Annotated in this window: 20 protein-coding genes; 12 read left to right on the forward strand and 8 right to left on the reverse strand. The window is 40.8% G+C overall.

The window, feature by feature from the left end; translation table 11 throughout:
* The first annotated feature begins 8 nt into the window (after positions 1–8).
* Positions 9–2024, forward strand: coding sequence for a WD40/YVTN/BNR-like repeat-containing protein (locus WAE59_RS12925; RefSeq protein WP_337856384.1), 2016 nt, complete (start codon positions 9–11; stop codon positions 2022–2024).
* 349 nt (positions 2025–2373) lie between these two features.
* Entirely contained in the window at positions 2374–3942 is a 1569-nt protein-coding gene (locus tag WAE59_RS12930; RefSeq protein ID WP_337856385.1) for a TlpA family protein disulfide reductase, read from the forward strand.
* 22 nt (positions 3943–3964) lie between these two features.
* Here WAE59_RS12930 and WAE59_RS12935 read toward each other — a convergent pair whose 3' ends face one another.
* Complete coding sequence (locus WAE59_RS12935) at positions 3965–4462, reverse strand: hypothetical protein (RefSeq protein WP_337856386.1); 498 nt, start codon at positions 4460–4462, stop codon at positions 3965–3967.
* 138 nt (positions 4463–4600) lie between these two features.
* On the opposite strand from WAE59_RS12935, the gene WAE59_RS12940 reads away from it, so the two are divergent.
* Positions 4601–5071 carry a hypothetical protein gene (locus WAE59_RS12940; protein WP_337856387.1) on the forward strand — a complete coding sequence of 157 codons (471 nt, stop codon included), beginning with the start codon at positions 4601–4603 and terminating at the stop codon, positions 5069–5071.
* 13 nt (positions 5072–5084) lie between these two features.
* Here WAE59_RS12940 and WAE59_RS12945 read toward each other — a convergent pair whose 3' ends face one another.
* The 4 genes from WAE59_RS12945 to WAE59_RS12960 form a co-directional block, all read right to left on the reverse strand.
* Positions 5085–5594, reverse strand: coding sequence for a hypothetical protein (locus WAE59_RS12945; protein ID WP_337856388.1), 510 nt, complete (start codon positions 5592–5594; stop codon positions 5085–5087).
* 682 nt (positions 5595–6276) lie between these two features.
* Complete coding sequence (locus tag WAE59_RS12950; protein ID WP_337856389.1) at positions 6277–6921, reverse strand: DUF6266 family protein; 645 nt, start codon at positions 6919–6921, stop codon at positions 6277–6279.
* Positions 6922–6925: 4 nt separating this feature from the next.
* A complete protein-coding gene (locus tag WAE59_RS12955; protein ID WP_337856390.1) occupies positions 6926–7552 on the reverse strand; it encodes a DUF6266 family protein in 627 nt (208 codons plus the stop codon).
* 383 nt (positions 7553–7935) lie between these two features.
* Positions 7936–9009 carry an HNH endonuclease domain-containing protein gene (locus WAE59_RS12960; RefSeq protein ID WP_337856391.1) on the reverse strand — a complete coding sequence of 358 codons (1074 nt, stop codon included), beginning with the start codon at positions 9007–9009 and terminating at the stop codon, positions 7936–7938.
* 96 nt (positions 9010–9105) lie between these two features.
* Here WAE59_RS12960 and WAE59_RS12965 point away from each other — a divergent pair, with 96 nt between their 5' ends.
* The 4 genes from WAE59_RS12965 to WAE59_RS12980 all read left to right on the forward strand — a co-directional run bounded on the left by WAE59_RS12965 (position 9106) and on the right by WAE59_RS12980 (position 13770).
* Complete coding sequence (locus WAE59_RS12965; RefSeq protein WP_337856392.1) at positions 9106–9945, forward strand: HNH endonuclease; 840 nt, start codon at positions 9106–9108, stop codon at positions 9943–9945.
* 240 nt (positions 9946–10185) lie between these two features.
* Positions 10186–11532, forward strand: coding sequence for an ATP-binding protein (locus WAE59_RS12970; RefSeq protein ID WP_337856393.1), 1347 nt, complete (start codon positions 10186–10188; stop codon positions 11530–11532).
* 32 nt (positions 11533–11564) lie between these two features.
* The gene (locus tag WAE59_RS12975; RefSeq protein ID WP_337856394.1) at positions 11565–12539 is read left to right on the forward strand and encodes an O-methyltransferase; all 975 of its coding nucleotides are present in this window, start codon (positions 11565–11567) and stop codon (positions 12537–12539) included.
* Positions 12490–13770: a DNA cytosine methyltransferase gene (locus WAE59_RS12980; RefSeq protein WP_337856395.1), complete on the forward strand. Its 1281-nt coding sequence runs from the start codon at positions 12490–12492 to the stop codon at positions 13768–13770. The genes WAE59_RS12975 and WAE59_RS12980 overlap by 50 nt, the downstream gene beginning before the upstream one ends.
* Before the next feature lie 128 nt (positions 13771–13898).
* Here the strand turns inward: WAE59_RS12980 and WAE59_RS12985 are convergent, their stop codons facing one another.
* The gene (locus WAE59_RS12985; RefSeq protein ID WP_337856396.1) at positions 13899–14135 is read right to left on the reverse strand and encodes a helix-turn-helix transcriptional regulator; all 237 of its coding nucleotides are present in this window, start codon (positions 14133–14135) and stop codon (positions 13899–13901) included.
* Between the two features lie 491 nt (positions 14136–14626).
* Here WAE59_RS12985 and WAE59_RS12990 point away from each other — a divergent pair, with 491 nt between their 5' ends.
* The 5 genes from WAE59_RS12990 to WAE59_RS13010 all read left to right on the forward strand — a co-directional run bounded on the left by WAE59_RS12990 (position 14627) and on the right by WAE59_RS13010 (position 17768).
* Positions 14627–15847: an RNA polymerase sigma factor gene (locus WAE59_RS12990; RefSeq protein WP_337856397.1), complete on the forward strand. Its 1221-nt coding sequence runs from the start codon at positions 14627–14629 to the stop codon at positions 15845–15847.
* Positions 15844–16263 (forward strand): hypothetical protein, encoded by a 420-nt coding sequence (locus WAE59_RS12995; protein WP_337856398.1) that lies wholly within the window; start codon positions 15844–15846, stop codon positions 16261–16263. Before WAE59_RS12990 ends, WAE59_RS12995 begins: the two co-directional genes overlap by 4 nt.
* Positions 16264–16299: 36 nt before the next feature.
* Complete coding sequence (locus WAE59_RS13000) at positions 16300–16503, forward strand: hypothetical protein (protein ID WP_337856399.1); 204 nt, start codon at positions 16300–16302, stop codon at positions 16501–16503.
* Positions 16504–16798: 295 nt separating this feature from the next.
* Positions 16799–17269, forward strand: coding sequence for a macro domain-containing protein (locus WAE59_RS13005; RefSeq protein WP_337856400.1), 471 nt, complete (start codon positions 16799–16801; stop codon positions 17267–17269).
* Positions 17270–17387: 118 nt separating this feature from the next.
* Positions 17388–17768, forward strand: a complete 381-nt coding sequence (locus WAE59_RS13010; protein ID WP_337856401.1) for a hypothetical protein — start codon at positions 17388–17390, stop codon at positions 17766–17768.
* A gap of 130 nt (positions 17769–17898) precedes the next feature.
* Here WAE59_RS13010 and WAE59_RS13015 read toward each other — a convergent pair whose 3' ends face one another.
* A complete protein-coding gene (locus tag WAE59_RS13015) occupies positions 17899–18183 on the reverse strand; it encodes a hypothetical protein (RefSeq protein WP_337856402.1) in 285 nt (94 codons plus the stop codon).
* On the reverse strand, positions 18180–18890 hold the full coding sequence (locus WAE59_RS13020; RefSeq protein WP_337856403.1) for a hypothetical protein: 711 nt from the start codon (positions 18888–18890) through the stop codon (positions 18180–18182). Before WAE59_RS13020 ends, WAE59_RS13015 begins: the two co-directional genes overlap by 4 nt.
* Positions 18891–18944: the final 54 nt, after the last annotated feature.

Genomic DNA, 18944 nt, shown 5'->3' on the forward strand with positions numbered 1-18944 from the left:
CGGCATCATTGCAATATGCGCTTCATCATATACATCACAGCCCTTCTATCCACGCAGCCATTATACTATTTGCAGTGAAACCCGTGTCCTCCCAGAACCCATACCTGGCCAAACTCGCGATCTCCGGTACTGTTGGCGAAATGAATATTTCATCAGGAGGTGATGTCTGGGTTGCAACAGCGGCAGGCAAAGTTTATTACAGATCTAAGACCGACCAGCTGTGGCGTGAAAACAACATCAGCGCAACGGATGACGAGCTCAGTTCCAATCATTTTGAACGGATTAGTTCTTTTTCCGATGCTACAATGATACTGTCGGGATTTTTACAAAATGACGGGAAAGAAGATTTTGTCTTTAGAACAGAAGACCAGGGCAAAACCTGGAATAAGGTTAGATTTGGAGAGAGTAGTTGGACAGATGGCGCCTACTTTAGTAAATCTGGTAAGGCATGGATGACAGGCAGTTCACAATACATTTATTATACAGATGATTGTGGTAAAACCTGGCGAACCTTCGATAAGATTGAGAAGACAGGGAACTTACGGCTCGTTGCTGTACATTTTAAGCAGGACGGTAAAACAGGGCTCTTCGGCTCCACCTGGAATTCCCTTTACTTAACATCTGATAACTGCAAAACCTGGAATAAAATCCCGACGCCACTTGATCAAGATAAGTATGTTCGGCTGTCTGAGGCTAATCATCCGGACATCAGGAAAGTAAGGTTTTTGGGCAACCATTACATTATAAGGCAAGAAGGAGGCGTATTTATTACTAAATCTGCTCAAATAGAATGGCAGCGGCTCAATGATGTTGTAGATTTTGAAGTTACCGAGGCCGGAAATCTATATACCCTACAAAAAGACCGAAGTGTCCGATTGTACGATCCTGAATTTTCTATGCTTTGGAAATCAGAAAAGAAGATGGAAGACCATGCGTTTAGCATTGCCGTAAAGGGTGAGCGACTATATGCGCTAACCCTAAACCAACTTTACCAGATCAGTCCGGAAGAGTTTGAGTGCTCAGCATTACTGACGAATAAAGAAGCCATACCTACACCCGAATTGAAGTTAAGGGTCGGTAATGATGATTACGGTTTCCAGGGGAAGGATGTTTTGAAATACGATGCCGACAAACATAAATGGTTCAGGTATATGGAATTAAATTTTGTAGTTACAAACGCTGTCATGCTAAACAATAAGCTACTCATATCAGATGAAACCTACAATCGTTTTTTTGAGTTGAATTTGGTAGGCATGAGTTTGACTGCCGCTAAATTGCCTTCAGATCTGATCAACCTAAAGGCTAATCCAGTTGTATCCTTACATATTGAATTCGGCAGCAGAGGTTGTTTTCACCAAAGCAATGCGATCAAGTCTTTTACCCGAAGTGGCAACTCTTTTCAGTCTGATAAAAGCCCAACTAAGGGGCCAATTCTGCCAAAATTACCAAGTGGTATCCCCGCCAATGTCGTGGATTCCCTGGTGAATTTTATACATACAGACAAAAAAGATCAGATCACCATATCCGACTTGAAGTTGAGCAAGCAGGATGTCGCACAATTCAAAGCATCGATAGGTAAGTTGGCAAAGAAAATCAGGAATGATGCCTCCGCGGCAGAGTTGGATTTTGACAACAACTACGCTCTCCCTGGTAAAAACTCAGATTTCAATTATTATAAGCAAGTCGCAGATTCACTCTTTTCGATATCTCCGGAAGTACTGACTGAGGTTTTTGCTCAACCCGATACTTACTGGAGTACGACAACTTATACACAGCGGGTAATTTTCGTTTTTAAGGATGGTAAAAAGCTTGTTGTAGAGAATTCTTACCATCATCCAAACTATTTATTATTGCCATGGAGCGTAGAGTATGACGGTCTAAAACTAAAATCCAACTCTCTATCCTTTGGACAGACCCTTTATCGACTTACCAATGGCGGATTCTTTGGAAAAGAGGTTGGCGATAAAAAATATGCAATATTCAGAATAGCGGACTATCTCTATAGGAAGAAGATTGAGGAGTAGGGGATCTATAGCTCAGCTGAATATGCATCAAAATCTATTTCCTATATCAGCCCCGCATTTCCTAATGTTCCAATTATCAGCAAGAGCGAATACAATTGAGCTTTAAATGGGTACCCTGCTGCTAAAGTAATATAAATATCTAAAACTTTTACCGCTACAAGTTATCCAAATTCACACATCCCGTGTACATGCTATTCGGACAAGCCGTCCTGGAGGGACGTTACCTTCATTGTGCGAGCAACTTCTATTATGGCAATTACACTCTTGCTAATGAATTTCGCCCAAATTTTGCTTAGTTTAGATCAATTTAAATGACGCGAAACTTGCATCTGATTCTATCTCAAAAATTATGACTCCAGCAGATCTGGCAATTTTTGATGGATCTAAACAACACCTTATGACTAAAATACTAAACTTACGCCTCTATTGCCTGTTAAGCCTTCTGTTTTCAATGATATGTAATTCATCTATTGGTATGGCAATAGACACACCGGTTATCAAATCGGGTATTGCCAAATTAACGGGGACAATAACAGTTCAAAATAAGACAGGTGGTGACAGCATTTACGTGAATATCACTGTTCCACATCCAATTTCTGGTGAGTTTGCAAAATATACAGCGCTAGTAGATGAATCTGGAAAATTCTCTATTGACGCTGACGTGGAGACAGCCATTAGTCTGATTCGCTTATCCACAACTTTGGGCTCGGGAAAAGCATTGCTCATCAAGCTAAAAAGTGGTGATGCTACGAACATCAATCTCAGTTACGATTCAAACTTTGAAGTTGCGCATATCAACGTAAAACCAGATATGAATCAGCATGATATGCTCCGGTGCTTCGGTCTGGTAGGTGAAATGATTGAATATCAATCGGACAGCTTCCTGGAGCGACTATATGATAAACCTGTCGATTATTTTTTTGACCATAGTAAAAAGGTTCTGTTCGAGAGATTGTCGGTGGTAAGAAAAGACACATTGATATCAAAAGAATTGAAAGAGCTATTGTCAAATGATTTTAAGCTGTTTCTATATAAAGTCTCTGCATTTGATTACGAAGGAAACATGAGAGGGAATTATCGCTTAACGGGCGGTGATCAAAACACGATCCCTGTTATCAACAAGATTGACCGAAGCTATTTTCGTTTTTTAAAAGATTTTAAGCTCAATGATCCCCAATATTTGCATGCTTTTACCTTTCTAGAATTTCAAAAATCAATTCTCCAGGATAGCATATTGGGACTACCTGCGATAGGAGATAGCGATATTCCCAGCTGGCTGAACAAGGCTAAAGCTATTTTATCAGATTTGGTCGGATTTAGTGATGGCCAATATTATGATATTTTGGCTGCTAATGCCTATGGCATACAGCTCAATGAGGAGCTGAGACCGCTGAGTCAAAAGCAAATTGACAATATCAAAAGATATTGGAATGACGGAGATATTGCCAAAATACTATTGCGGAAAAATGAGCAGGTTGTGGACCTGGATCAATACAAGACACCTGCTTTTATTCATGATGTATCCTCGGTACCGGATGATAAGGTTATGGAAACAATCATCTCCAAACATAAAGACAAGGTTGTTTTGATTGATTTATGGGCTACATGGTGTACACCATGCTTAAATGCCATGCAGGAATTTAGGCGCGCAAAAGGTGAACTAAAGGATAAGGAGGTCGTGTTTGTCTATCTGACGAATACATCCTCACCCCGAAAGCTATGGGAAGAGAAAATAAAGACGATAGGCAGTGAACATTACTACTTGACCGATGGTCAGTGGAAGTATATTATGGAACATTTTGAGTTTGAATACATCCCCTCATATCTGTTATATAACAAGAAGGGCCTGCTCATCAGTAAATTTTCTGCCTTTCCCGGAAGTGACAAGGTAAAAAATATGATAAATGAGCTGTTGTAAACAGCCTGCCCTTGAAGAGCAACTATTGTTTATGACTTTGATCATCCCGATGATTAAGTTGTAAGATGCCATCAGGTCTTTCTACAAGGTATAGATCCAGCGGAGGTTTTCCGCCATAAACAGTCGGTGCCTCGCAGTCACCAGACCGGGTGATACTATCAGTAATGAAACGCACTTTTAGGCTATCAATAAATTGGTATCTTCCAAAAACACTCCTAAAGCAGTCATTTCCACACCAAGCCTGATAGGCACTGACGAAATGTGTGGAATCAATAAATTTAATTGTATTTCCGGCCCATTCAGCTGCCATCGATGTATCAATAAGCCGATAATTTGACAGCACGTAATCTGACTCATCGTGCGTAAGCCCAATCAATTTTTCCGTTGTAAATTTCTTGTTGACCAGTGTATTCTTAAAATGTGTATTCAAGAAAGGAGTTAAATTAACTTTCTTCTCTGCCTTGTTTTGACAACCAAAAGATAAGGCGATAAAGAATATAAGGGGATATGCCAGCTTCATATTTGATAGTTTATAACAGGATGCATTCAGGACTGCATTCCATAATGGTGTTTTGATTGACAACAAAAGCGCAGTGATTTATGTTTACGAAGCAAAGAGTCGATTACAATTAACGTTTATTATTTTAAAACGATTGGCATGAAATTACAAAACACTATAGCAGTCGCTATAATGGCCATCTCTCTGGGATGCAATCAGGAAAGCAATAAAACAGAACAGGATGTTGTTTATAAGCAAAGTCAATCTAAAAATTCTCCAAAAAAGTCACAGGTTATAGGCAAAATGAAGGACAGCTCTTTCGTAATCAGTTGTGGCTCCGGATGCGCATTGACATACGATGTGAAACAGATTAGCGGAAATCAATCAGTCATAAAGGTGAACTTTTCAGTAATCATGTTTGAGGATCAGGAGGAAACTGATCACTATCCTGAAAATTTCATCTTTTACTATGATCAGAACGGCAAGCTGATTAAAATAAATAGGGAGGGTGAATCAGAAAGTTTTTTAGAAACCCAGATGCCGAATGCACAATCATCATTTAAAGATTTTGCAACACGTTTGATACTCCATGTGCAGGCAAGTCAGAAGCTTAAGCATAGGGGTATATAAAGAAACTATAGAATCATTTGCTGCCATAAAAAACAGTAAATTTATCTTTTGCAATTGCATTGTCGGCTATTTCGTCGACAAAAATGTTCCATGGCAATAAAATATGGCCGACTGGAATAGTGCTTTCTTTGAGCGGCTTATACCAAACCACTACTGCATTACCCTTCTTTCCGACGATTAATTCATTCAGCGCCTCAGCTTTCATTTCATGATGCAGGTTGTCAAATTCAATCTTATAAAAAAGACTGTCTTTATATGAAACATAAATAACATAACGAAGCGAGCTTTGATTATTAACATCATACATTTTGCCTTTATAGTAGGCAGTTGCGATGGTTGAACTGTCGTGTTTAAGCATCGCAACATTTATCTTTGTATCTTTTAGTAACATCTTATCTCCCTTGACCGTAAAAGCAGGTTCACTGGTTTTACAGGCTGCAAACGTAATTATACCAATGAAAACTTTAGCTATTCTAATCGAAGCCAATCTAGCAGGTTTCAAAAATTTCATTGATCTTCTCATTTCAGATGGTTGGTTTGATTAGCACTTCAATTCACAACAAAAGCGCAATAATTTATGTTTACGAATTGATGAGTCAATTACAATTAATGTTTATTATTTTAAAACGATTGGCATGAAATTACAAAAGACTATTTTACCTCACCTGTTTTAACAACCTGTGGAAATACGAATCAATCCAGCATTAAATAGTCTATTATTTACCATATGCTGGTGCATTTACGTCTTATGGCTGATACCATACATCGATCAAGTTACAGATGAATGTTCCGGAACTCCAGGTCATCATTTTAGCAACTCTCTCTTTATTGTCCCAATATACTTTATGTTGTTCGGATATTGGATCTTTCAGGTCTTTCGGCAGCTCGCGATACGCCAAAGATTGTTTTTGTCCCTGTTAATTTTGCTATTGGTTCCAATGCTGTTCGCCGTGATCATAAATTCAATAGCGTTGAATAGCAGTATGGTTAATCTCGTTGGTGATTCAAGCCTATTCCAGTTGATTTATGACTATGGATGTTATCAGGAATTGGAATTAAGGAACGCTATCCTGATCCCAGGCATTGCTATTGCAATCGGGATTACTTTAAACGTCAGCGCTAGAAAATCGATGAAATCAAAAATTTCCCAGCGGGTACGCTAATGCTCTATTTCACTTTCAGCTTGAATACATTAAAATGAAAGATTACGGTGTAAAGTCCACTCTCCCCGTATACACGCTATCCGAACATGCCGTCCTGTCTGTATTCACAAAAGCAATATAGGTCTCTACTGGGCCTACCCGCATTTCTGCTGGGATCTCTAAAACCATACTACCCGCAGTCCGGGCTACGCCTCCGAGTGTAAACACGGCATCGCCCGATTCCGGATAATAGGCCATGAGCATCACCTGATCCCAGTCCGACTGATGCGGTTGAAGCTGATCTATAAACCAGCTGAAGAGCAAACCCTCAGGATCCAGAATCACCGTGGGCAACTGCGCCGGGAGCAAAGTACCCTTGGAAAGCATCGCCTTACTGTAGTCCAGCTCTACTACGGAATCTACAACTTTGACCGCATAGAGCTTGTGGTAAGACATCGCCATATTATAGGCCGATTTCTTTTTCAATTTAGCTTCTGCAGACCAGCCCAGTCTAAGGAATATCAAGACCGAGCTTACAAAGTTTGTCGCTACGGCCATTTCCCGTCGGCGAGACTTTTGTGCAATGCTGGGCGCTGCGGTGATCTCGCCCTTCGAGCGCACATAGGTTTTGTCATTCATTTGGTAGAATACGAGATTGCCGACCTTGCCGCTGTATTGGCCGAAGATGCCATTTTTTACTGTTGCCATGGTGTTATAATGTAATTAGTCCAACATATATACTGTTACTTACCTTTCTGTGCTTTGCCGAGCGGAGGCTCATGTAGCAATGGATTTTGCCATGGGCAAAGGGCTCCGGCAATTGCAAAGCATAGCCACAGGCGCTGCGCTTCACCGCATCTACACTGCTGGCAAACAAGTTTTGATCCTCATTGTAGACCATAAAAGTGGCCAGATCATCATAATCGCAATGGCTGGTGAGAGCCCATTTGTACAAGACAGCGCCCGATGTGAAGGAGGCCAGCGGGTTGAAAGGCGCTTCTAAACTGCCCTTGCTGTATAAAAACGCGCGATAGTTTAGCCTGTATTCAGTGCCCTCATCTACCAGCGCATGCTGAAAATTGTAAGATAGCGCTTGTGTGAAGGCATTGCCTTTTTTGAAGACGTATTTGAAGCCATTGGCGATGAGCGCTTTTAGCGGTTGCTGAAATTCAAACACATGATTGAATTTTTCGTTGTGGTAGTTCTGGGCATCAGTTAGGGGTATGGTGCTGGGGCGATGCAATCCGGTGATTACGTTTCTGCCCTTTACACGGCGACCAGTGAGCGGACCGGTTTTTTGTTGGAATCCACCGAAGATTCCGTTTTTTAGAATTCCCATTGCAGTTGGGTTTAAGAGGTTAGTATTTGGTTAATTGCAGGATTGCTATCTGGCCGATTCATAGGACTGATAGAAAACCTATACTATAAAGATAAAATACCTAAAATAAATATTGATGTACCATAGCACATTTGAGCGCAATTGAGCGCTTTTGATAACAATTGACAACAATTGATATCTTTTTTTGCTCTGTTAGGTAGGAGAAAGCCTAGAGAAAGTTTGCAGAAATGCTGGAAGCAGCGCGTTGCCCTTGCGGTGGATATTCGATCTCCCTTCGATGCCGCTTCGATAAAAATCGAAATTTAGACGCAGGGCGATGGAAGTTACATGGAAATTTTTCTGGAATTTTTATAGGGTTTGTGGGAGGTTTTTGGGGAGGTACTCTAGGAGATCAAAAACTCAAAGCCATTGTTGGCAGCGATGGTGATCAGTGGGCTTACGTTGTCCCTAAATTTAGCTTTAAGTGCCTGGGGTTCTAAGCTAGCAAAATCAGTTAGATCCGGGATCAAGGTCAGGTAATCTTGCAATAGCTTTTTGGTGTTCTTATTGTGGGCATTGTTGATTACCGTCTTGAGGCCAAGCAACTGTAAGTCGCAATAAGGATCGAAATGGCGGGACATAGAAGGTAACTTGTCACACTTGCTGCTGTTGAAGCTTTTATCTGCAGGGATCAGGTTCCAGAGCAGATCATGAGATACAAAAGCATAAGGGACAAAATGTTCTACAGCATAGTCGCCGATAGCCAGTTTTCTATTGGTGTAGATGCAATTGACAGGGCCATTGTGCTGAATCACTATATCCCAGAAATCTTTGCGCTGTTTAGTAAGGCTGTTCCTCAGTGGTGGCTTGATCAATTTGTTTGGGATATCAGGCACATTTGGATTGTGCTTTTGCAGGTATAGGCTCAGATGCCAGTAGCAGAAGGATTTTAAGATGCCGCTGTTTTGACTGAAGTAAGGTATCCATTTGGGATTGATGGATACTTCCAGTTCGTTGACCGCATACAAGGTATCGTTTAAGAACGATTGGGAAAGCTGGTAAATCTGCTTCCGGTCGCCTTTGGCATTTGGAAACCAAGGACTCAGAAAGCGATAGGGGACTTCTCCATCAAAATACCTGAGCAGCCGATGAGTCGCTGTGTTGCTACTCGATTTAAGCTTTTCTACAATTGCTGGTTTCTTGGTATCAATGTTTAGGTTTTCCAAGACGATCAATTGTTCAATGGCACGTTGCAACTGATCCTGCTTGCCAAAGCTCACGTTGAAATAATTGACGGTGTACCAGGCATTGGCAATCATTCCGGCAAATAAGTCTTGTTTGTTGATTTGATAGTGACCATGTTCCACTGCCTCAATCAGGGAGATAAACCAATAAAACTTGTAGGTAGCTGAAGTGCTATTGAAGCAGGAGGCAAGGAGGTTTATTGGTAGGGAAGGATTGGAGGGGAGCGGGGTCATTTTCGAAATGTTGGATTGTGATGTATAAATTTGAGCTTAAATCTAATATTTTGGAACAAAGTTCAATATATTTAATGCTTATTTAAAATATTGATTATGTCAGCTCTCATCGATTTTCAGAAACTAGTGGTTGGAAAGCAATATGATAGACCAGAATTAGCAATAATGTGGGGTTACAAAGGGCATCAGGCTTTGAGCCGTGGAGTAGTCACGCCGGTTAAATCAAATGTTGTTATGCTCTTCGTTACTAAAAAGAAGCAAGCATCTTTACCGCAATATTCTGATTATATCATAGATGATTTTTTGTATTGGGACAGTGAAAGCAAGGGCGGTAACAACTTAAGGATAATTAATGCTAAATCAAATGGAGATGAAGTCTATTTATTTTATAGGGCTAAACATCATCAACCATTCATTTTTAAAGGAAGAGTAGAGTTTATCGAAGTTTTAGATCATGTGAATCTTCCTCATCAATTTCTATTTAAAGTGCTTGGTGAAATAAAGGCAACAGAAGAGTTAATTTTTGAACCAATATTTCCAGAGAACAAGAACAAAACTCAGTCAAGATCATTAGCTTTAAGTAGGGTAGGTCAAGGGAAATTTCGAACGGCACTTTTTAAACTTTGGGATGGATGCGCTGTAAGTCATATTGATATACCGGAACTGCTAAAGGCTTCCCACATCAAACCATGGAAAGACTCGAATGATTCTGAAAAGCTAGATCCATACAACGGTTTATTGTTGTCACCAATTTTCGATACGTTATTTGATAAAGGGTTTATATCGTTCGATGATGATGGAAAAATCCTTCTATCTAGCGCAGTTATGAGTCTATGCGAAAAATTAAACATAAGTGGTGCCGAAAAGCTAACAAAAGTTTATAGTTCGAGTCGTGCATTTCTAAGATTTCATCGAGAAAATATTTTATTGAAATAATTTACTACTGGTTAATTCCTCTGGTTATAATATTCGATTTATTTATTTTCGTGTTTAAGCACTGCTAACAACCTGAAACTATTGCAATGGACAAAATAGCACTACAAGCTTTATGTCTGATTTAGGAGTTTATTGGTTTTTAATCAGCATGTAATAAAAAACTCTTACTTTTTTTACAAGTGGAACAAATAAATAATTACATTGGCAAAAAGAAATAAATTAACATTTTAAAATTATTCAATGTCACAAGACAAGAACATTATTAAAGCCTCTCCAACAAAAAATTTCTTTATTACAATGTTAATAAGGGATTTAACTTTACGGGATGCTATTGGCGATTTAGTTGACAATTCTGTTGACGGTGCGCGAAAGCTTCGAGAAAACAAAAAATATGCCGGCTTAGAGATAAACATCGAAGCAACACCTGAACGTTTCTCAATAATCGATAATTGTGGCGGTTTTAGTGTGGAAACAGCTAGGGAATATGCTTTTAGATTCGGGAGGCCAGATGACGCCCCCCCAACCCATGGGTCGATTGGCCAATTTGGAATAGGCATGAAAAGAGCACTTTTTAAGTTGGGCAATGATTTTAAAGTCAGCTCTGTTGAATTTAATTCACGATTCTTGATGGAAGTTAATGTTCCTCAATGGGCTGGGCAACATTCGGAAGATCTTTCAAATTGGAATTTTTCTTTCAGCGAACACGCTGAGAATTTACAAGAGATTCCGGAAAGAGATAGAGGGACTTCTATAATTGTTGAAAATCTTCATCAAGATGTAAGAGATCAGTTTGCTACCGATAATTTTATTAAACGACTTATTACGGAAATAGAACTTGAAAATCTTTATAACATTGATCACGGATTAACAATTAGGATAAATGGTTCAAAATTAAAAGCCCGCCATTTAAACCTGATAAATAACGAACAAATCCGTTCGGCTATTTGGCATAAAGAATATACAGGAGGAATGAATGTACGGATTTACGCCGGTGTTTCTGATCCAGTTTTGGAAGACGGTGGTTGGTATATTTTTTGTAATGATAGACTAGTTTTAGGTCCTGAACAAACAGAAATTACGGGTTGGACAGGTGGAAGAAATGTTGATGGTGTCGCAAAATATCATGGACAGTTTAGAAGATTTAGGGGGTACGTATTTTTTGATTCACAAAATCCAAGTCTTTTACCATGGAATACGGCAAAAAATGGAATGGATTTAGATTCTCCGAGCTACAGAAGTGTAAAACACCAGATGATTCAGATGATGAGACCGGTTATTTCATTTCTGAACAAATTGAAAGAAGAAAATGAGAATGATAACCCTCTAGAAGATAGAAAATTAAATAATCTTGTCGAATCCTCAAGTCCTTTGCCACTTTCTGAGGTTCAAAAGGTTGTTAATAATACTGAAACTTTTATCTTTCCGATATATCCATCAATAAAAAGGCAGGAAAAAAATGAGAACAAGATTGTCTACTATCGACCTAAGGAGCAGGTAGAGAAAGTGCGAAAGACATTAGGTGTTAACACTCTTAAAGAAGTGGGTGAAGCTACATTTGATTATTATTATTCTATGGAGGTTGAATAATGCCAGGTAGTTATGAACTTATAAATTACTCTTTGCGCACCGCTAAAAGTGCAGAAAGAAAGATGTTATGTGAAGCTATGAGGAGATTATCAGTTTTCGACGCAATAGAAAATTATAGATATATAGGGCTTGGTTCAACATATTTTAGTGACTTCTCACTGATCCATAAGATGCTTGGAATAGAAAAAATGGTAAGTATTGAGAAGGATCAAGATAATAGTAATCGGTTTGATTTCAACAGGCCATACTCATGCATAAAAATGGAATATGGATTATCAGAAGATGTACTGCCTAATTTGAACTGGCAAGAAAGATCCATATTATGGTTGGATTACGATGATAGGTTATTGTCATCGATGTTGACAGATATTAACACTTTTATCTCCAATGCAACGAGTGGAAGTTTATTTATATTGACATGCAACGCTCAAGCAGACGCTGCTATCAACCAGGTAAATGGTGGACTGGATGTCGAGAAAACCACCAATCATAGAATTCAAGAGCTGGAAAAGAGGATTGGGCGTGCCAAAATTCCAGCAGGGCTCACAAATGCTCAACTTACTCATAAAACCTTACCCAAATTATATTACAAAATCTTGATCGACGAGATTAACGAGCAGTTGGCGTTGCGAAATATTGATAGTATCGAAGACGATATTATCGAGTTCGTCCCTTTGTTTAATTTTCTTTATAAAGATGGAGCACAAATGCTAACTATGGGAGGGTTAGTAGTAAAAAGAGGTGAATCTAATTTGGTTCAAACGGCCAATTTCGACTCCTTATCCTTTATAAAACGAGATGAGAATGCTTTTAATATTGATATTCCAAATCTAACTTACAAAGAGATTAAATACTTAGATTATCACCTGCACGCGGAATACGATCAGGTTGGAGAACAACTGCAACCAACGAGTAATTTGGCCCAATCAGGTATACCGATTGATGACATAAAAAAATATGCGAAGATCTATCGATACTTTAGTAGTTTCGCGGAATCAATTTTTTAAAATGGCTTTGAGTTTTGTGGATTTGTTTGCGGGAGCGGGTGGTTTTGGTCTCGGCTTTCAAGAAGGGGGATTTACCCCGATTCTTTCTGTAGAGAAAGATCTCTGGGCGACGGATACTTTGAAGAAAAATAACCGACATAAGATTTTACATGCCGATATTACCACTTATATCGATAATGAGGAGATTTTGAAGTTAGTTGATGGCAAACCGGATGTAATAATTGGTGGACCACCTTGTCAAGGTTTTAGTTTAGCAGGGCCTAGTAAGGATTCAAAAGATCCAAGAAATTCTTTATTTCTATATTTTGTGCGTTGGGTCGATATTTTTCAGCCAAAAGTATTTGTAATGGAAAATGTAACCGGTATCCTATATCGCAAAAACTCCAATGGGGAAAATGTAATTGATATTATAAAAAATGCATTCGCTGAAAAGGGTTACCAGATTGAGCTTTGGAACTTAAACGCCGCGAATTTTGGAGTTCCTCAACTTCGAAATCGGGTTTTCATTGTAGGTAATTTGCTAAATCAAGTTATTGGTCCACCGAAAGCTACACATAAAATACCTGGAATTTTGAAGGATGATCAAACTTTACCAGATGCGGTTACTGTTGGGGAAGCTATAGCCGATTTACCTTCAATTAGAGCCGGACAAGGTGCCGCAGTAACCGAATATACGTCACCAGCAAATAACAGCTATCAGAAATGGGCAAGACAAAATTGCGTTAATGTTTATAATCATGAGGCAATGAAACACACTAAACGACTTATTAGTAGGTTTGAGAGCATACAGTCTGGATTAAATATAGAAGACTTATCTGAGGAACTAAAAGTTAGAAAACGCAATGGCAATGGTTTGCTTTCCGAAGTTAAATATCAGTCCAACTATAGACATCTAAAAGAAGACCAAATATCTCATACTATACCAGCTTCGTTTTACTCAAATTTTATTCACCCTACTATTCCTCGGAATATTACTTCGAGAGAGGCTGCCAGAATACAATCATTTCCTGATAATTATATTTTTGAAGGTCAACGGACTATGATCTCAAGTAAGTTATTAAAGCGGCTAGGTAAAGAAGATCAGGACCACCTCTCACAATATAATCAAATTGGTAATGCTGTGCCTCCGCTTCTAGCGAAATCTATTGCGGAACATATACGGGATTTTCTCATTAAGAATCTAGAAACTACAGATGATTTGCAAGAACTCCTAACACTTAAGTCGCCCTAGGTTGCCTTATACATAGTATTAAACTGCAATAACTGCTTCCAGTATTAGAACTCCCATGATTATATTTCCTGACTTCTTAAGAAAATCAAGATTTAGCAGTGGTTTGATGGAACTGTAGCAGAATGATTCTATTCATCTAATAACGAGATATCAAAGACTTCGCCCATAGAGACATCCAATGCTTTAGCGATCTGGAAAATTAAATATGCTGATGGATTTACTCTTCCATTCTCAATTCTACCTATGGACTGATAATCCTTGTTAATTAGGGCACCTAGTTCAGGCTGGGTTAGATTTTTCGATTCGCGGATCTGCTTAATTCGCTTACCCAGTTTTAGCTTGAAATTTTTTAAATCATCTGCCATAGAACTAAGCACGATAATTTTAGAAAAGATAAACCAAACATATTTGTTTTGTTTGCCGTTTTTTATCTATATTTGTTTTAGAAATAGGTATTAAAAAGAGTCTTGCGATCGCAATTTCTGACGCCGTGACGTAGGACAGCAGATAATACCCATGTCTATGTGTAGATGTGCTATATTTGTGCATCGAAATAGATGTGGGGGCTGCTGTAATTCCAATCACGTAAGGCGTCAGAAACTTTATCAGCGATACGGTATGCAGTTCCCACATTTATTGTGAGCAAATCTGCGAGACTCGTACAAATATGCGAGTTATGAAAAAATACATTCGTCGATTCCTTCATGTCCCATTCGGCCTCAGTCGCCAAGCCTCGCTCTTTGCCAAAAAGCCCAAGAATCCAATTTAACCTATCCTGCATTGTTCAGCTTAATCACTGAGCCCATTTCCTTTTCATAAACGTTAAAAAACGAACTGACCTCCTAATGGCATCGCTATGCACAAAGAAAATGAAAACGTAACCACAACCCAGGGCAGGCCATACCACTTCAATGCACCTGCCCTGCAAACACTTCATTCGGAAGAAAAGCTCGTAGCGCTCATGAAATCAGGAGCACCGGAATGCCTGGAAATCCTGTACCAGATGTACAGCAGGGCATTGTTGAGTGTGATCGTCAAGCTAATCAGGGACAGGCCCATGGCCGAAGATACCCTGCAGCTGGTCTGGTTAAAGGTATGGCCGGAGGTCAGAAACTATGACCCCCAAAAGGGCAGGGTGTATACCTGGTTATTGAACATAGCCCGCAATGCTGCTATAGATACCTGCAGATCCAGGGCTTATAAGCTTTTTCAGAAAAACCTGAGTTTTGATGATTATCCGGAATACATGGAGCAATTCAAATCAAACGGATTGAATATTGATACCATCGGGCTGAGGGAATTCGTAGCGCAGCTGGAGGAAAAGCAACGCGAGATCTTGGAATTGGTATACTTCCAGGGATATACGCAGTTAGAAGCAGCGAAGCAGTTGGGGATACCCTTGGGAACATTGAAGACATGGCTCAGGGCGGCAATTAAAAACCTGGGTAAATTTTTCTATGAAGACGGGGTCTGGGCTGTTCCGAGAAGAACTACCAAAAGAAAGCGCAGCAATCAGTTAAGTAGCTACAAGAGTGTGGCAGAGATCCGGCTTGCAATGGAGATACCGAATGAACTTTCAAAATTGAAAGGACGGGTTGGCAGACCCAAAAATCCTATTGTCAGGACTGCACAGTCTGTTATTAGCACCAAAAATCCACTTTTAAGCACAAAGAAGCACGTTGGTAGGTCTGAAAATCCTGTTGTCAGGGCCATAGAAACTAAAAAAGCAAGTGTACGGTTGGAGGTGATCCGGCTTTACCGCTTAAAAACGATGGGCATGTCAGAAATAGCAAGTAGCCTGGGGATCAAACTTTCGACTGCATTTTACTACACGAAAGACCTGCCCAAAAACGGCAGCTTAAGACAGCGAAAAGCAGATACCTCTGCATTGCCTCCGCCCAAACCGCTGAAACCCAGGATTTATGAGATGGCCTTGAAAATTAAACAACTACACGATCTAAAAACAATGACGCATACGCAGATCGGTGCTCAACTGGGCATATCCAGTATGAAGGTGGGCAGGTACCTGTTTGCCTTGAACCGCTGGGAAGCGTATCAAAAGGAGAAAAAAATATGAAAAGAGCTAAACAACCTACACCTTACCTGCTCATAAAGGCCAACACCCGTGCCGATTATGACCCGATCAATTATGCGATCATACAGCTCAGCCCCGAATGGCTGGAACTGGTCAGTTACCGCTTATATACCATCGAGGAGTTTTACGCAGGGCAGGACTTTCATTGCCTGAGCTATTGGGATGCGCCTTTGGGTTATTTCCTCATCCCTGATCAGCAGATCATGGAGCATGACCTGATGCCGGCACATCAGGATCAGGCTTTCATCACGCTGGAGGCTGCGGACCTGGATGGGCTGCAGCGGCAGGGGAACAAGCTGGAAGCACAGCAATTGCTGGTCACCAAGGGTGGCATTGCCCATTTTAAAGCTTATGCCTACGGGAGCGGGGAGGAGTACTGGACGGGGAGTTTAACCTAAACCGCCTGATCAGACCTTACCAGAAATTATTGGCCCGTGAAAGCGCAGCATCATAACACCGAAGCAGGAGCTGTGCATGAAGCGCATTTCCTGCTGAGCCAGTTCCTGCACTATGCCCAGTCCATGGAACCAGAGCGGCTATCTGAGCAGGAGCGGGTGGTACTGGTGTTGTACTATGCCAAGGTACAGGATTTGCTGGCTGTCTTGAAGGTTAAGCGCCAGTGTTTTATAATTCGTTAATAATTTGTCGCTGTATTATTGGTTGTTTTCCGGTTGCTGATCGGCTTAGTCCGCACAATGTCCGCAGAATATCCGCAGAATAGCCGCGTTATGGGCGTTAATTATAAGTTAACTTGTCTTGTCCTGCTTCAGCCGGTTTAAAGTCTTTGCAGCATCTTTCATTGCTTCATTGGGTTAAGTCTTCAGACTTACCCAACCATTCAATAGCATTGTAAGTAGGGGGATGGCTGACAGGATATGGGTTTATACCAGCCCTATCTTAGAGTGGTTAGATAGAAATCAGTAGTTTTATCACATGGCAGAAATAACTTACATCAACGGTGATGCAACTAATCCTGCAGTTGAAGGCAATCGCATAATCGTACACATTTGCAATGACATTGGAGCCTGGGGTAAGGGATTTGTAATGGCACTTTCAAAGCGTTGGAAAGCCCCGGAACTGCAATATAAAGCCTGGTACAAGTCAAAAGACAACTTTAGTTTGGGTCAAGTTCAATTTGTGCAGGTAGAGGAGGGGCTGTGGGTTGCCAATCTAATTGGGCAGCATAAGATATATAGGGACGAAAATGGTAATGCACCAATTAGGTATGAATCGGTATTGTCTGGGCTAGAGAAAGTGGCGCAATTCGCAGTAGATAATATTGCAACCGTTCATATGCCGAGAATCGGATGTGGATTAGCTGGCGGGACTTGGGACAAAATAGAACCTTTGATAGAAACCACGTTAATAGGGAAGGGTATAGATGTGACTGTTTATGATTTTTAAGTTAGGGGATCAAAATACAGAAACCTAATGCTCTCTTGTGATAGAACAGTAACCTACAGCGTTATCAGATGAATCTGTTTCAGCCGAAGTGGGGCATGTGGCAGTTGAAGTTGAGGTGTTGCCACCTCCGCCGAATACTGAAAGTAGCGTAATCGTCGAGACAGAGGGTACAAGCAGGAGGCTTACTGAAGCAGAGTTTGCAGAATTCCAACCTCATAATAATGTATTGGCTGAAGCATTGGCACCCAATGGTATTAGTCGAATTATCACTCAGACAACTGTTATAGGAGATAGGGCGCTTACCTCAGTGAGTATCTCACTGGCCGGAGGAGCTGGCGCCATATATGCTGCAAGGGGAGCGAGCCTGCCGATCAACGCTTATTGGAAGGATAACCATACCGTCGTCATCGAAACAAAAAATGAATATGAAGCAAACACCAAATGTCGGACCGTGCGCAGCTTTGATGAGCTGATTACGATCGAGTACGTTGATGTATGAGCCTGATTGACCTTCGGGTACTGGTGCAGACAACTTGGTCTTGCCTCCCTCTTAGGTAGGTCTTAGTTAGGTCTCTGGTTCGTGTATACACCAATAGGTCACCAAATGGAGAGCTAGGGAACACCTAAGTTTAAGGAAGGTTTGTGCCAGCCTTATCGAACAGGGCTCGGTTAGCCGTAAATCTTCGAGCTTCAAGCCTTTTTTGATCCCCCTGGAGTTTGAATCTGCTATCGGCATAAAACCTGATGTAGGCAGTAGTATCTATGATTTCAGTAGAGCTGAGCTTGGTAGCTTTTTTCCGGTAGCTGAATTTGTAGCCTGCTGGTGGTCGGATATATCCGTCATCATTCACGACGTAATGAGAACAACTGCTCAATAACACTACTGAAAGTAAAACAAATGCATGTGTTTTCATGGATGCGTGACTAGTTTTCTGATAGCCGCAAGGTGCGAAAATAATACCAGCGGGACAATAAAAGCCGGTAGCCAGCTGAATGGGAAATAAAGGATGGCGATATTGGGCTGCTCGAACGCGAATTGCTGAAATGGTGATGGTGCGGATAATATGGCGGTTACCACAATGTTGAGCAATAGTGCGAGACAGACAAAGTTCCATAGCAGCAGGGAGGTTTTTCCCATTTTGCTTTGTGCAATTCCGAAAAAGCCAACGATAGGTGCGGTGATGCCAGCCAGTATGTCCAGGTTTCGGCCTTCAAAAGTCATCAGTTCGGGAACGGCGCCGTTTAAGAACAAAGCGTACAGGACAAGCTCTACAGGAATCCGGATCAGGTGTACGTAAGTAAGCATTTGCATAGACATTCGGTCGATAAATAGCTTGCCTTTTCGTGTATTAAACAGGAATAAGATGGAGATGAGGGCCGGCATAACGCCCAGAAGGATGATTCTTGGTGGTATAGTTTCCGGCGCATCACTATAAACACTGAGGAGGCTGAGGGCAGCCTGCAGCACCAACCAGGCTGTGATGATGGCTATGATTTGTCCGGCCGTTTTTCTGTCGACTGGTTTTGAGCTGGTATTGATCAGTAGTATGACGATTCCCAAGGCCAATGCTGTGCTGAGGATGAAAGCAATGGGCAGGTACAAGGGCAGTTGTGGCAGCATGGGATGGTGAGTATGCCCAAATGTAATGAAATTTTATACTGGAAACGAGATAGA

The organism is Pedobacter sp. GR22-6 (assembly GCF_037402555.1).
GTDB lineage: Bacteria > Bacteroidota > Bacteroidia > Sphingobacteriales > Sphingobacteriaceae > Pedobacter.